The organism is Pseudomonas sp. UBA6562 (genome assembly GCF_002434265.1).
Taxonomy (GTDB): Bacteria; Pseudomonadota; Gammaproteobacteria; order Pseudomonadales; family Pseudomonadaceae; genus Aquipseudomonas.
Window position 1 is genome coordinate 265,031 of sequence record NZ_DJJS01000006.1, and the last position, 15,253, is coordinate 280,283.

Annotated in this window: 9 protein-coding genes; 5 read left to right on the forward strand and 4 right to left on the reverse strand. The window is 66.2% G+C overall.

Features of this window, described 5'->3' with window-relative positions; genetic code table 11:
• Positions 1-64: 64 nt before the first annotated feature.
• The 5 genes from putA (at position 65) to yccS (ending at position 10,930) form a co-directional block, all read left to right on the forward strand.
• Complete coding sequence (putA, locus tag B4M43_RS08745) at positions 65-4,015, forward strand: trifunctional transcriptional regulator/proline dehydrogenase/L-glutamate gamma-semialdehyde dehydrogenase (RefSeq protein WP_296266131.1); 3,951 nt, start codon at positions 65-67, stop codon at positions 4,013-4,015.
• Between the two features lie 368 nt (positions 4,016-4,383).
• Positions 4,384-5,811 (forward strand): multidrug transporter subunit MdtD, encoded by a 1,428-nt coding sequence (gene mdtD, locus B4M43_RS08750; protein WP_296266133.1) that lies wholly within the window; start codon positions 4,384-4,386, stop codon positions 5,809-5,811.
• A 63-nt stretch (positions 5,812-5,874) separates the two neighbouring features.
• Positions 5,875-7,260 carry an ATP-dependent RNA helicase DbpA gene (dbpA, locus tag B4M43_RS08755; RefSeq protein WP_296266135.1) on the forward strand — a complete coding sequence of 462 codons (1,386 nt, stop codon included), beginning with the start codon at positions 5,875-5,877 and terminating at the stop codon, positions 7,258-7,260.
• 22 nt (positions 7,261-7,282) lie between these two features.
• Positions 7,283-8,464, forward strand: a complete 1,182-nt coding sequence (locus B4M43_RS08760) for an NAD(P)/FAD-dependent oxidoreductase (protein WP_296266136.1) — start codon at positions 7,283-7,285, stop codon at positions 8,462-8,464.
• Between the two features lie 267 nt (positions 8,465-8,731).
• Complete coding sequence (gene yccS, locus B4M43_RS08765) at positions 8,732-10,930, forward strand: YccS family putative transporter (RefSeq protein ID WP_296266138.1); 2,199 nt, start codon at positions 8,732-8,734, stop codon at positions 10,928-10,930.
• Here yccS and B4M43_RS08770 read toward each other — a convergent pair.
• The 4 genes from B4M43_RS08770 to fba all read right to left on the reverse strand — a co-directional run bounded on the left by B4M43_RS08770 (position 10,921) and on the right by fba (position 15,165).
• Positions 10,921-11,217, reverse strand: a complete 297-nt coding sequence (locus tag B4M43_RS08770) for a winged helix-turn-helix domain-containing protein (protein WP_296266140.1) — start codon at positions 11,215-11,217, stop codon at positions 10,921-10,923. The two genes, yccS and B4M43_RS08770, sit on opposite strands and share 10 nt — an antisense overlap.
• A gap of 13 nt (positions 11,218-11,230) precedes the next feature.
• On the reverse strand, positions 11,231-11,731 hold the full coding sequence (locus tag B4M43_RS08775; RefSeq protein WP_296266142.1) for a M48 family metallopeptidase: 501 nt from the start codon (positions 11,729-11,731) through the stop codon (positions 11,231-11,233).
• Between the two features lie 39 nt (positions 11,732-11,770).
• The gene (locus B4M43_RS08780; protein ID WP_296266144.1) at positions 11,771-13,891 is read right to left on the reverse strand and encodes a putative bifunctional diguanylate cyclase/phosphodiesterase; all 2,121 of its coding nucleotides are present in this window, start codon (positions 13,889-13,891) and stop codon (positions 11,771-11,773) included.
• Between the two features lie 209 nt (positions 13,892-14,100).
• On the reverse strand, positions 14,101-15,165 hold the full coding sequence (gene fba, locus B4M43_RS08785) for a class II fructose-bisphosphate aldolase (RefSeq protein WP_296266146.1): 1,065 nt from the start codon (positions 15,163-15,165) through the stop codon (positions 14,101-14,103).
• Positions 15,166-15,253: the final 88 nt, after the last annotated feature.

Here is a 15,253-nt window from a genome sequence, read left to right on the forward strand (position 1 = left end):
CTTGGCCTTGGCGCTAATCTTGCCGCCTGCACAAGCCACGCCGTGGCAATAATGAGGACAAGAAATGGCGACCACCACCCTCGGGGTCAAACTCGACGACCCTACCCGTGAGCGACTCAAGAGCGCTGCGCAGTCCATCGACCGCACACCGCACTGGTTGATCAAACAGGCCATCTTCAACTACCTGGAAAAGCTCGAGGGTGGCGCCACCCTGCAAGACCTCAACGGCCATGTCGCGGCACTGGCCGAAGACATCGGCGAGCCACCGGCCGAGCATAGCCATCAGTGTTTCCTGGAGTTCGCGGAAAGCATCCTGCCGCAATCGGTGCTGCGTTCGGCCATCACCGCCGCCTACCGCCGCCCCGAGCAGGAAATGGTGCCCATGCTGCTGGAGCAGGCTCGCCTGACCAGCACCCAGGCCGAAGCGACCAATAAAATGGCCGCCGGCATCGCCGAGAAGCTGCGCAACCAGAAGAGCGCCAGCGGTCGCGCCGGCGTGGTGCAGGGCCTGCTGCAGGAGTTCTCGCTGTCGTCGCAGGAAGGCGTGGCATTGATGTGCCTGGCCGAAGCGCTGCTGCGCATCCCCGACAAGGGCACCCGCGACGCCCTGATCCGCGACAAGATCAGCACCGGCAACTGGCAGCCGCACCTGGGCAACAGCCCGTCGCTGTTCGTCAACGCCGCCACCTGGGGCCTACTGTTGACCGGCAAGCTGGTCTCGACCCACAACGAATCGGGCCTGACCTCCTCGCTGACCCGCATCATCGGCAAGAGCGGCGAGCCGATGATCCGCAAGGGCGTCGACATGGCCATGCGCCTGATGGGCGAGCAGTTCGTCACCGGCGAAACCATCGGCGAGGCCCTGGCCAACGCCACGCGCTTCGAGTCCAAGGGCTTCCGCTATTCCTACGACATGCTCGGCGAAGCCGCACTGACCGAGCACGACGCGCAGAAATACTTGGCCTCCTACGAGCAGGCCATCCACTCCATCGGCAAAGCGTCCAATGGCCGTGGCATCTATGAAGGCCCAGGCATCTCCATCAAGCTCTCGGCGCTGCACCCGCGCTACAGCCGCGCGCAGTACGAGCGCGTCATGGAAGAGCTGTACCCGCGCCTGCTGGGTCTGACCGCGCTGGCCAAGCAATACGACATCGGCCTGAACATCGACGCCGAGGAAGCCGACCGTCTGGAGCTGTCCCTCGACCTGCTCGAGCGCCTGTGCTTCGAACCGCAACTGGCAGGCTGGAACGGCATCGGCTTCGTCATCCAGGCCTATCAGAAGCGCTGCCCGTACGTGATCGACTACGTCATCGACCTGGCCAAGCGCAGCCGCCACCGCCTGATGATCCGCCTGGTCAAGGGCGCCTACTGGGACAGCGAAGTCAAGCGCGCCCAGGTCGAGGGCCTGGAGGGCTACCCGGTCTATACCCGCAAGGTCTACACCGACGTGTCCTTCGTCGCCTGCGCCCGCAAACTGCTGGCGGTGCCGGAAGCGATCTACCCGCAGTTCGCCACCCACAACGCCCACACCCTGTCGGCCATCTATCAGATCGCCGGTCAGAATTACTACCCTGGCCAGTACGAGTTCCAATGCCTGCACGGCATGGGCGAACCGTTGTACGAGCAAGTGGTGGGCAAGATCGCCGACGGCAAGCTCAACCGCCCTTGCCGCGTCTACGCCCCGGTCGGCACCCACGAAACGCTGCTGGCCTACTTGGTCCGCCGCCTGCTGGAAAACGGTGCCAACACCTCGTTCGTCAACCGCATCGCCGACCACTCGATCTCGATCCAGGAACTGGTCGCCGATCCGGTCGCCAGCATCGAGCGCATGGCCACCCAGGAAGGCAGCATCGGCCTGCCGCACCCGCGCATCCCGCAGCCGCGCGACCTGTACGGCAGCGAACGGGCCAACTCGGCCGGCATCGACTTGGCCAACGAACACCGTCTGGCGTCGCTCTCCTGTGCGCTGCTGTCGACCGCCCACCACGACTGGCAAGCCGCGCCCATGCTGGGCTGCGAGGCCAGCCAGGAAGCACCGGCCGACGTGCTCAACCCGTCCGACCACCGCGATGTGGTCGGCAAGGTCCAGGAAGCCACGGTGGCCGACGTGGACAATGCCATCCAGTGCGCGATCAACGCCGCACCGATCTGGCAGGCCACGCCACCGGCCGAGCGCGCCGCGATCCTGGAACGCGCCGCCGACGCCATGGAAGCCGACATCCAGCCGCTGATGGGCCTGCTCGCCCGCGAAGCCGGCAAGACCTTCGCCAACGCCATCGCCGAAGTGCGCGAAGCCGTGGACTTCCTGCGCTACTACGCGCTGCAGGCGCGTACCGACCTGAGCAACGCCGACACCCGCCCGCTGGGCCCGGTGGTCTGCATCAGCCCCTGGAACTTCCCGCTGGCGATCTTCTCCGGCCAGGTCGCCGCAGCCCTCGCCGCCGGCAATCCGGTGCTGGCCAAGCCTGCCGAACAGACCCCGCTGGTTGCTGCGCAAGCCGTGCGCTTGCTGCTTGAGGCCGGCATTCCCGAAGGCGTGCTGCAACTGCTGCCGGGCCGTGGCGAAACCGTCGGCGCCCGCCTGGTAGGCGATGAACGGGTCAAGGGTGTGATGTTCACCGGCTCCACGGAAGTCGCCCGCCTGCTGCAACGCAACATCGCCGGGCGCCTGGATGCCCAGGGCCGGCCGATTCCGCTGATCGCCGAAACCGGCGGGCAGAACGCGATGATCGTCGACTCCTCCGCGCTCACCGAGCAGGTGGTGGTCGATGTGGTCTCTTCGGCCTTTGACAGCGCCGGCCAGCGCTGCTCGGCCCTGCGCGTACTGTGTCTGCAGGAGGACTGCGCGGACCGTGTGATCGACATGCTCAAAGGCGCCATGGCGCAGAGCCGCCTAGGCAACCCGGAGCGCCTGTCGGTGGACATTGGCCCGGTGATCGACGCCGAAGCCAAGGCCGGCATCGAGAAGCACATCCAAGGCATGCGCGAAAAAGGCCGTTCGGTGTACCAAGTGGCCATCGCCGATGCCGTCGAGTGCAAGCGCGGCACCTTCGTGATGCCGACGCTGATCGAGCTGGACAGCCTCGACGAACTGCAACGGGAAATCTTCGGCCCGGTGCTGCACGTGGTGCGCTACAACCGACGCAACCTCGATGCACTGATCGAGCAGATCAACGCCTCCGGCTACGGCCTGACCCTGGGCGTGCACACCCGTATCGACGAAACCATCGCCAAGGTGGTGGACAACGTCAATGCCGGCAACCTGTACGTCAACCGCAACATCGTCGGCGCCGTGGTCGGTGTGCAGCCCTTCGGCGGCGAAGGCCTGTCGGGCACCGGACCCAAGGCCGGCGGCCCGCTGTACCTGTACCGCCTGCTCTCCACCCGCCCGGCCGACGCCGTCGCCCGCCACTTCGAGCGCACCGACGCCACCGGCCAGGCCGACGACGCCCTGCGCCAGCAACTGCTCAAGCCGCTGCACGCCCTCAAGGCGTGGGCCAGCGGCAACCAGCCGGAATTGGTGGAGGTCTGCGAGCAGTTCGCCCAGCAGTCGCAGAGCGGCGTGACCCGCCTGCTCCCCGGCCCGACCGGCGAGCGCAACAGCTACACCATCCTGCCGCGCGAACATGTGCTGTGCCTGGCCGACAACGAACAGGACCTGCTCAGCCAACTGGCGGCAGTCCTGGCGGTCGGCAGCTCGGCCGTATGGCTTGACGGCGAGCCGGGCAAGGCCCTGCGTGCCCGCCTACCGAAGGACGTGCAAGCCAAGGTCAAGCTGGTAGCCGACTGGCACAAGGACGAAGTCGCCTTCGACGCCGTCCTGCACCACGGCGACAGCGACCAACTGCGCGCAGTCTGCGAACAGGTGGCCAAGCGCGGCGGCGCCATCGTCGGCGTGCACGGGTTGTCGTCGGGTGAGACGCAGATCGCGCTGGAGCGCTTGGTGATCGAGCGCGCGGTGAGCGTCAATACCGCCGCAGCTGGAGGCAATGCGAGCTTGATGACGATTGGTTGAGTCATGACAGGGCGGCCGACACCGAAAGCGTCGACCGCCCGCTCACTTGCGCTATGAAGAACGCCCGCTGCCCTGCAGCGGGCGTTTTGCTATCTGCCTCACAAACGCATGGATGGTTACCGATGTAGGATCGGGGCTGAACCAGCGCCTGCCATCACTGCTCCTATAGGGACACGTCTTGATCGACTTTGAGGTGGCGACCCTTCCCCTAGCGGGCAGACGGTAGTAGCTGCGTCGTCCAACGCAATGCGGTGCAACCACGGCTGCGACGGCTTTCACCTCTTCAACCGCCAAGATCGCCTAACAGACGTCGTCAGAACGATGCCACGCTTCACTTATGGAAACCCCCACAACCCATAGAGGACGCCATGCCAGACCGCATCCAGCTCGACCCCACCACCGCCCGCTGGAGCCCCTGGGTGATCGCCATCGCCTTCTTCATGCAGTCGCTCGACGGCACCATCCTCAACACCGCGCTGCCGTCCATGGCGCGCTCGCTGGACGAAGACCCGCTGCGCATGCAGGGCGTGATCATCGCCTACATGCTCACCGTGGCCCTGCTGATTCCGGCCTCGGGCTGGATCGCCGACCGCTTCGGCACCAAGCGCATCTTCTTCAGCGCCATCCTGTTGTTCAGTGTCGGCTCCTTGCTGTGCGCCATCGCCAACACCTTGCCGATGCTGGTCGGCGCACGGGTGGTGCAGGGCTTGGGCGGTGCGCTGATGCTGCCGGTAGGGCGGCTGGTGGTGCTGCGTGCCTATCCGCGCTCGGAACTGGTGCGGATCATGGGCTTCATCACCATTCCTGCCCTGCTCGGCCCGCTGCTGGGGCCGACGGTGGGCGGCTGGCTGGTGGAAATCCTCAGCTGGCACTGGATCTTCCTGCTCAACCTGCCGGTCGGCGCGCTAGGGTGCTGGGCGGTGTGGAAGCTGATCCCCGACCTGCGCGGCAGCGAACGCACCACCTTCGACGGGCCAGGCTTTCTGCTGTTCGGCGCGGCGATGGTGCTGATCACCATCGCCATGGAAGGCCTGGGCGAACTGCACCTGCCGCACCTGCGGGTGATGCTGCTGCTGTTCGCCGGCCTGGCGTGCCTGGCCGCCTACTGGCTGCGCGCCGGGCGCGACCCGGAACCGCTGTTCTCACCCAGCCTGTTCCGTGTGCGCACCTTCGCCATCGGCATCCTCGGCAACCTGTTCGCGCGCCTGGGCAGTGGCGCCCTGCCGTTCCTGGTGCCCTTGCTGCTGCAAGTGGCGCTGGGTTACTCGCCGTTGGAGGCCGGCATGAGCATGATTCCGCTGGCCGCAGCCGCCATGATCGCCAAGGGCGTGGCACGTCCGCTGATCGAGCGCCTGGGCTACCGCGTGGTCCTGACCGGCAACACCCTGCTGCTCGGCATCGGCCTGGCCAGCCTGGCGCTGGTCGATGCCGAAACCCCCTACCCGCTGCTGCTGGCGCACCTGGGGGTGCTGGGCGCGATCAACTCGTTGCAGTTCACGGCCATGAACACGGTGACGCTGATCGACCTGGACGACGCCAGCGCCAGCAGCGGCAACAGCCTGTTGTCGGTGGTGGCGCAACTGTCGCTGAGCCTGGGCGTGGCCTGTGCCGGCGCGCTGCTCGGCGGCTTCACGGCAGCCGGCAGCGGCGATGCGGTGGAAACCACGCTGGAGGCCTTCCAACTGACCTTCGTGACCATCGGCGTGATGGCCATGCTGGCCGCGGCGATCTTCCTGCAGTTGTCGCCTACGGACGGACGGCGTGCACGGCGTCCGGAACAGGACATCGAGGCTTAGGCGCCAGGCACCGGGGCTGGTAGACTGTGCGACTTTTTTCGCTTCGCACCGCAGGCCCGCCCCGTGACCACCGACTCCACCGCTTTCGCCACACTGCCGCTGTCCACCGCCATGCTGGCCAACCTGGAGGCGCTGGGCTACACCGCCATGACGCCGATCCAGGCGCAGAGCCTGCCGGTGATCCTGCGCGGGCTCGACCTGATCGCCCAGGCCAAGACCGGTAGCGGCAAGACCGCCGCCTTCGGCATCGGCCTGCTCAACCCGATCAACCCGCGCTTCTTCGGCTGCCAGGCCCTGGTGCTGTGCCCGACCCGCGAGCTGGCCGACCAGGTGGCCAAAGAGCTGCGCCGCCTGGCGCGCGCCGAAGACAACATCAAGATCCTGACCCTGTGCGGCGGCGTCTCGCTCGGCCCGCAGATCGCCTCGCTGGAGCACGGCGCGCATATCATCGTCGGCACGCCTGGGCGCATCCAGCAGCACTTGGACAAAGGCACCCTGGTACTGAACGGGCTCAACACCCTGGTGCTCGACGAAGCCGACCGCATGCTCGACATGGGCTTCTTCGACGCCATCGCGGCGATCATCGGCAAGACCCCATCGCGCCGCCAAACCCTGCTGTTCTCGGCCACCTACCCGGCCGGCATCGAGCAACTGGCCGCCAACTTCATGCGCCAGCCGCAGCAGGTCAAGGTGCAGAGCCAGCACAGCGACAGCCAGATCGAGCAGCGCTTCGTCGAGATCGCCCCGGAGCAGCGCCTGGAGGCGCTGACCCGCGTGCTCGGCCACTATCGTCCGCAGTCGTGCGTGGCCTTCTGCTTCACCAAGCAGCAGTGCGAAGACGTGGTCGCCCACCTCACCGCCAAGGGCATCGTCGCCCAGGCGCTGCACGGCGACCTGGAGCAGCGCGACCGCGACCAGGTGCTGGCGATGTTCGCCAACCGCAGCATTTCGGTGCTGGTCGCGACCGACGTGGCCGCCCGCGGTCTGGACATCGACGGCCTGGACATGGTCGTCAACGTGGAGTTGGCGCGCGACGCCGAGATCCACGTGCACCGCGTCGGCCGTACCGGGCGCGCCGGTGAGAAAGGCCTGGCGATCAGCCTGGTGGCGCCCGCCGAAGGCCATCGCGCGCAAGCCATCGAAGCGCTGCAAGGCCATCCGCTGCGCTGGGAACAGCTCGACAACCTCAAGCACAAGGGCGGCGAACCGCTGCTGCCGGTGATGAGCACGCTGTGCATCGCGGCCGGGCGCAAGGACAAGCTGCGCCCAGGCGACATCCTCGGCGCACTGACCGGCGATGCCGGCATTCCCGGCACCCAGGTCGGCAAGATCGCCATCTTCGACTTCCAGGCCTACGTGGCCGTGGAACGTGCCGTGGCCAAGCCGGCGATGCAGCGTCTCAACAGCGGCAAGATCAAGGGCCGTGCCCTGAAAGTGCGCATTCTGTAAGCGCGGCCAAAGGGTTTCCAACGTGACTACCACCGATGTGATCGTCCTCGGTGCCGGCGCCGCCGGCCTCATGTGCGCCCAGCTTGCCGCCCACCGCGGGCGCCAGGTGCTGGTGCTCGACCACGCCAACAAGCCGGGCAAGAAGATCCTCATGTCCGGCGGTGGGCGCTGCAACTTCACCAACCTGTACACCGAGCCGGGCAACTTCCTCTCGCACAACGCGCACTTCTGCAAGTCGGCCCTGGCCCGCTACACCCAGTGGGATTTCATCGAACTGGTGAGCAAGCACGGCGTGCCCTATCACGAGAAGAAGCTCGGCCAACTGTTCTGCGACCACAAGGCCAGCGACATCCTCGACCTGCTGCTGGCCGAATGCGCCCAGGCCGGCGCCGAGCTGCGCATGCATACGCAGATCGAACGCATCGACAAGACCGACAACGGCTACCGCCTGCAGACCAGCGCCGGCCCCTTCGCCTGCCAGTCGCTGGTGATCGCCACCGGTGGGCTGTCGATTCCCACTCTGGGCGCCACCGGCTTCGGCTACCAGGTGGCCAAGCAGTTCGGCCACGCACTGCTGCCCACCCGCGCCGGGCTGGTGCCGTTCACCATCACCGAGCCCCAACTCAAGGCACTGTGCACGGAATTGTCGGGCACCTCCCTGGACTGCACGGCCAGCTGCAACGGCGTGTCGTTCCGCGAGAACCTGCTGTTCACCCACCGCGGCCTGAGCGGCCCGGCGATGCTGCAGGTGTCGTCGTTCTGGCAGGCCGGCGACACGCTGGAGATCGACCTGCTGCCCGACCGCGATGCCCTGGACTGGCTACAACAGGTGCAGCGCGAGCGCGGCAACAGCGAACTGAAGACCGTGCTCGGCGAAGTGTTCACCCGCAAGATGGCTACGCTGCTGGCCGAGCAGTGGTTCGAATCGCGTCCGCTCAAGCAGTACACCCCGGCAGAGCTCGCGCAGATCGCCGAGCGGTTGGGCGCCTGGCAGCTGGTGCCGGCCGGCACCGAGGGCTACCGCACGGCCGAGGTCACCCTGGGCGGCGTGGACACCCGCGAGGTGTCGTCCAAGACCATGGAATCGCTCAAGAGCCCGGGGCTGTATTTCATCGGCGAGGTGCTGGACGTCAGCGGCCACCTGGGCGGCTTCAACTTCCAATGGGCTTGGGCTTCGGCCTACGCGGCGGCGCAGTTCGTCTAGGCGTCGGCCCTGGGGGCCAGGCCCCCTGTTCGATCGAACGCGCACAGGGCCGAGGGGCCGCACGATTGTGTCGGCGGGCTGTCCATGTGCCAGCAGCCATCGTCCGATGGCTTCGATTCGCAGGCGTGCCGGCCCGGCCCAGGCAACGCCACAGCCCATACGGGGCGCGCCATGCGAGGGGTTCACTTGAGGTAAAGTAACCGCCTTCGGCAGCCGGGAACGGTTCTTGCTGAACGACACGTTTCCGATCACCGGCCCAGGTCCATCATGCCTTCAAGTTCATTGCGCCAATCCTTGCGTCGCCTGTGGGGCCAAGACAAGTTCAGCTACAGCGTGCGGGTCACCATCGCCCTGACCGGCAGCATGGCCTGGTGCTGGTACCAGAACGAGATGAGCCTGCTGATCCCGCTGTTCCTGGGCATCATCGCCAGCGCCTTGGCCGAGACCGACGACGGCTGGCGCGGGCGCCTGACGGCCCTGCTGGTCACCCTGGTGTGTTTCGCCATCGCCGCGCTTTCAGTGGAGCTGCTGTTCCCGTACCCTTGGCTGTTCGCTGTGGCCCTGGCGCTGTCGGCCTTCTCGCTGACCATGCTCGGCGCCTTGGGTGAGCGCTACGGCGCCATCGCCTCGGCGACTTTGATCCTGGCGGTGTACACCATGATCGCGGTCGACCAGCGCGGCGGCCAGCTCACCGACTTCTGGCACGAGCCGCTGCTGCTGGTGGCCGGCGCCACCTGGTATGGGCTGCTGTCGGTGCTGTGGCAGGCGCTGTTCTCCAACCAGCCGGTGCAGCAGAGCCTGGCCAGGCTGTTCTTCGAACTGGGCAAGTACCTGAAGCTCAAGGCCAACCTGTTCGAGCCGGTGCGCCACCTCGACCTGGAGGCGCGGCGCCTGGAACTGGCGCAGCAGAACGGCAAGGTGGTGGCGGCGCTCAACGTAGCCAAGGAGATCATCCTGCACCGGGTCGGCAACACCCAGCCCAACTCCAAGGTCAGCCGCTACCTGAAGCTGTATTTCCTGGCCCAGGACATCCACGAGCGGGTCAGCGCCTCGCACTACCCCTACAACGCCCTGGCCGAGACCTTCTTCCACAGCGACGTGATGTTCCGCTGCCAGCGCCTGCTGCGCCAGCAAGGCTCGGCCTGCCAGCGCCTGGCCCACTCGATCCGCCTGCGCCAGCCGTTCGAATACGAAACCCACTTCGCCGAAACCCTGGAAGACCTGCACGCCTCGCTCGACTTCCTGCGCGCACAGAACAACCCGGCCTGGCGCGGCCTGCTGCGTTCGCTGCGCGCCCTGGCCGCCAACCTCGCCACCCTGGAGCGCCTGCTGGCGGCAGCGAGCAACCCCGAAGCTTTGGCCGATGCCACCGACAGCAGCCTGCTCGACCGTTCGCCACGCACCTTCAAGGACGTGTGGAAGCGCTTGCGCACCCAACTCACGCCGACCTCCCTGCTGTTCCGCCATGCCCTGCGCCTGCCCCTGGCACTGTCGATCGGCTACGGCATGGTGCACCTGATCCACCCCAGCCAGGGCTACTGGATCCTGCTGACCACACTGTTCGTCTGCCAACCCAACTACGGCGCCACGCGGCGCAAGCTGGTGCAGCGCATCTTCGGTACGGCCATCGGCCTGACCGTGGGCTGGGCGCTGTTCGATCTGTTCCCCAGCCCCCTCGTGCAGTCGATGTTCGCCGTAGTCGCAGGCGTGGTGTTCTTCGTCAACCGCACCACCCGCTACACCCTGGCCACGGCCGCCATCACGCTGATGGTGCTGTTCTGCTTCAACCAGATCGGCGACGGTTACGGGCTGTTCCTGCCGCGCCTGTTCGACACCCTGGTAGGCAGCCTGATCGCCATCCTCGCGGTGTTCCTGTTCCTGCCCGACTGGCAGGGCCGGCGCCTGAACAAGGTCCTGGCCAACACCTTGACTTGCGCCAGCGCCTACCTGCGCCAGATCATGCAGCAGTACGCCCACGGCAAGCGCGACGACCTGGCTTACCGCCTGGCCCGGCGCAATGCCCACAATGCCGACGCGGCGCTGTCGACCACCCTGGCCAACATGCTCATGGAGCCGGGGCATTTCCGTAAGGAGGCCGATGTCGGCTTCCGCTTCCTGGTGCTGTCGCACACCTTGCTCAGCTACCTCTCGGGCCTGGGTGCGCACCGCGAAACGGCGCTGCCCGCCGAAGTGCACGAACAGTTGATCGACGGCGCCGGCCTGGCCCTGGCTAATAGCCTGGAAGAAATCGCCAGCGGCCTGGAGGCGCGCACCCCGGTGGCCATCCACAGCGATGCCGAGGACGCCCTGGCCAGCGCCCTGGAGCAGATGCCCGAAGAACTCGACGAACACCAGCGCTTGGTGCAGACCCAACTGGCACTGATCTGCCGCCAGCTGGGCCCGTTGCGCACCCTGGCCGGCCACCTGATCAAGCAGGTGGGACCTGCCGAGGCCGCTCAGGGGTAGTCGAGCACCCTGCGCAGGGTGGGAAGGTGCGCGGCGATCCAGTTGCGGTCGATCGCGCCCCAGTCGCGGATGCGGTACTGCCCGGCATGGTTGCGCTCGCCTTCGGCCTGCTCGAATTCGCAAACGATGTCCAGGTCCGCCAAGGCGGCGATGGTGTCCTGTGCGGTGCGCCGCGGCATGCCCGTGGCTTCGACCAGCGCGGGTACGCTGGCGGCGGTCTGGCTGTCGATCAACCAGGCCACGTACAACCGTCGATAGAAACTGCTCTTGGTCTTGCTTACCGGCATGCGGCTAGATCCTTTACAGAGGCCCCGGCAGTTCCCGATAGGTCAGGTACACGCGCAGGTCGAATTCCAGTTGATGGTAGGCCGGCTCCATGTGCTCGCAGAGCTGGTAGAAGGCCTTGCTGTGGTCGCGCTCCTTCAAGTGCGCCAGCTCGTGGACCACGATCATGCGCAGGAATTGCGGCGCCGCCTCCTTGAACAGCGAAGCGATGCGGATTTCCTTCTTGGCCTTGAGTTTGCCGCCCTGCACCCGCGACACCGCAGTGTTAAGACCCAGGGCGCGGTGGGTGAGGTCCAGGCGGTTGTCGAACAGCACCTTGTCCGGTGCCGGCGCGTTGCGCAGGTAGCGCTGTTTGAGGTCTTGCGCATAGGCGTACAGCGCCTTGTCGCTGTTCACCGCATGGCGCTCGGCGTAGCGCTGCTCGAGATAGGCACCCAGGCGGTCGCTGGCGATCAGCTGACGCACCTGCTCTTGCAGGTGTGGTGGGTAGGCTTGCAGGTAGCGCAGTACGGTCATGGCGGCGGTTCGGCGACAGGGATGGGCGATTCTAGCCAATCATTGCCAGGGGCAGGGCGCGAACTGCGCAAAACCGCCAGCGTCGTCCACCGTCAGGGGGCGCGCCACCAGAAAGCCTTGCACGTAGGCACAGCCGTTGTCGCGCAGCCAGCGGGCCTGCGCCAGGGTCTCGACGCCTTCGGCGATCACGGTGATGCCGAGCTGTGCGCACAGTTCGATGACACCGCGCACCCAGATGCCATCGACCGCCGATTCGGGCAAGCGCGCCACCACCTGGCGGTCGAGCTTGAGCGTGTCGACCGGCAGTTCGCGCAGCATGCGCAGCGAACAGTCGCCGGCGCCGAAGTCGTCCAGGGCCACCCGCACGCCGCGCTCGCGCAAGCGCTGCACCTGCTTGGCGGCCTCGTCGATGTTGTACGTCAGCGACTTCTCGGCCACCTCCACTTCCAACTGCGAGGCCGACAGACCATGGTCCGCCACCACCCGTTGCAGCTCGTCGGCCAGCCCCGGCATGAAGAACTGCGTGCGGCTCAGGCTGATGCCCAGCACCAGCGAAGGGTCGAAACGGCCCTGCCACGCGCGACGCTGCGCCGCGCCCTTGCGGTAGATCCAGCTCGACAGGCGGCTGATCAGCCGCACCTCTTCGAGCAGTGGAATGAACAGCCCCGGCGGCACGTCGCCGACGCTGGGATGCTGCCAGCGCAGCAGCGCTTCGAAGCCGCGCAGGCGACCGTCGGCGAAGGCCACCTGAGGCTGGTAGACCAGGGTGAAGTCCTGCTGGTCGATGGCGGTGCGCACGCTGTCTTCGAGCAGCATGCGCGAGCGGGCACGGCCATTGAGTTCGCTGTCGTAGAAACGGTACTGCTGCCGGCCCGCGCGCTTGGCGGCATACATCGCCTGGTCGGCGGCCTGCACCAGGCCATCGACCTGGGCCGCGCACTCGGGGTAGGTGGCGATGCCGATGCTGATGCCCAGCTTGACCTCTACGCCCTCGATCTGTTGGAAGCTCGAGACCCGTTCGATCAACAGCTCGGCGAAGCGCGCCGCCTTTTCCGGATACGGCAGGCCATCGAGCAGCGCGGTGAACTCGTCGCCGCCCATGCGCGCCAGCAAGGCAGAGCTGCCCAGGCAGTCGCGCAATTGCTGCGCCACCCAGTGCAGCACCTTGTCGCCGCCTTCATGGCCTACGGCGTCGTTGATGCCCTTGAAACCGTCCAGGTCCATGTACAGCAGCGCCTGCGTGGTGTCCGGGCGTTCCAGGCGCAGCAAGGCGGTCTCGACGCATTGATAGAAGCCGCGGCGGTTGAGCAGCCCGGTCAGCGGGTCGGTCACCGCCTGGTGCTCCAACTGCTGGTGCAAGTGCCGCACCAACGACATGTCCAGCACCGTCACCACCATGGCGCCCTGCTCGACCGGCAACGGCGCGCAGGACAGCGCCACCGGCAGCAGTTGCCCGGAGACGGTGCGCAGGTAGGCCTCCGGGACGCGCAATATTTGCCGGTTGGCGTAGGCACCGTACAGGTCGCAATCGTGCCAGGCGCAGTTGCAGGGCAGTTGCAGCAGGTCGAGCAGGTGCGTGCCTTGCAGCCTGTCCACGGGCTGTTCCAACAAGGCGGCGATGGCCGGATTGGCGAAGCTGATGGCGCCGCTGTGCTCCACCACCAGAATGCCCTCGGCGGCATGGCGCAGGATCGAGGCGTTGAAGGCCCTGGCTTCTTCCAGTTCCCGACTCAGCTGCTGAAGCAGGCGCCGGCTGCACTGCTGTTCGAGCAGCGCCTTGACCTTGGGCTTGAGCACCTGCGGGTCGAAGGGTTTGAACAGGTAGTCGAGCGCCCCGCTCTGGTAACCCTTGAGCACGGCGGCATCGGACTGTTCGTTGGCCGTGAGGAAAATGATCGGCGTCTGCCGTGTGCGCTGGCTGCCGCGCATCAGGCGCGCCACCTCGTAACCGTCCATGTCGGGCATCTGCACGTCGAGGATGACCAGGTCGACCTCTTCGGCGAGCAAGGTTTCCAAGGCTTGCAAGCCCGAATCGGCGGTCAGGACGTGCCAGTTCTCGCGCGCCAGCAAGGCCTGCATGCTGATGAGGTTTTCCGGGTAATCGTCCACCACCAGGAGGACGGGCCGGCCGTCCGACAACTGTGCTTGAGCGCCATCCATCCTGCTTCTCTTGTTATGCCCTGTCTTGCGGTGCGACGGGTCTGCGCTTACAACTCTAGCCAGCGCGGGGCAGTACGCAATGTAGGAAATAGCATTAAGCCATGGTTGGCTGGGGGTAGCCGACTAACGGCCAGTCCAGGCAAGGTATCGATTTTCCCACGCATGAAAAAACCCGCATCGCTGCGGGTTTTTTCTGACGCCTGGGCAGATCAGTTGACCTTAGCGGCCAACTCGCCTTTGGCGTAGCGCTGGAACATGCCTTCCAAGGTGATCGGCTTGATCTTCGAGGCCTGGCCGGCAGTGCCGAAGGCTTCGTAGCGGGCGATGCACACGTCGCGCATGGCTTTGACGGTCTCGGCGAAGAACTTGCGTGGGTCGAATTCGCTCGGGTGCTCGGCCATGTGGCGACGGATGGCGCCGGTGGAGGCCAGGCGCAGGTCGGTGTCGATGTTGACCTTGCGCACGCCGTACTTGATGCCTTCGACGATTTCTTCGACCGGTACGCCGTAGGTCTCTTTGATGTCGCCGCCGTACTGGTTGATGATCTTCAGCCACTCTTGCGGCACCGAGGACGAGCCGTGCATCACCAGGTGGGTGTTGGGAATGCGCTTGTGGATTTCCTTGATGCGGTCGATGGCCAGAATGTCGCCGGTTGGCGGCTTGGTGAACTTGTAGGCGCCGTGGCTGGTGCCGATGGCGATAGCCAGGGCGTCGACCTGGGTCTTGCTGACGAAGTCGGCGGCTTCTTCCGGGTCGGTCAGCATCTGGCTGTGGTCCAGGGTGCCTTCGGCGCCGATGCCGTCCTCTTCACCGGCCTGGCCGGTTTCCAGGCTGCCCAGGCAGCCCAGCTCGCCTTCCACCGAGACGCCGCAGGCGTGGGCGAACGCCACGGTCTGCTGGGTGACGCGCACGTTGTAGTCGTAGTCCGACGGGGTCTTGCCGTCTTCCTTGAGCGAGCCGTCCATCATCACCGAGCTGAAGCCCAGTTGGATCGAACGCTGGCAGACGTCGGGGCTGGTGCCGTGGTCCTGGTGCATGCACACCGGGATGTGCGGGAATTCTTCGATGGCGGCCAGGATCAGGTGGCGCAGGAACGGAGCGCCGGCGTACTTGCGGGCGCCGGCCGAGGCCTGGACGATGACCGGGGAATCGGTCTTGTCGGCCGCTTCCATGATCGCGCGCATCTGCTCGAGGTTGTTGACGTTGAACGCTGGAACGCCGTAGCCGAATTCGGCGGCGTGGTCCAACATCTGGCGCATGCTGATTAGTGCCATTTTGTATTTCTCTCCAGAAAAGCGTCGTTGTGTCGTGCAAGCCTGCCGCTAGTGCCTAGGGCGGTTGCTGTTCATGTTGTATGGGCCG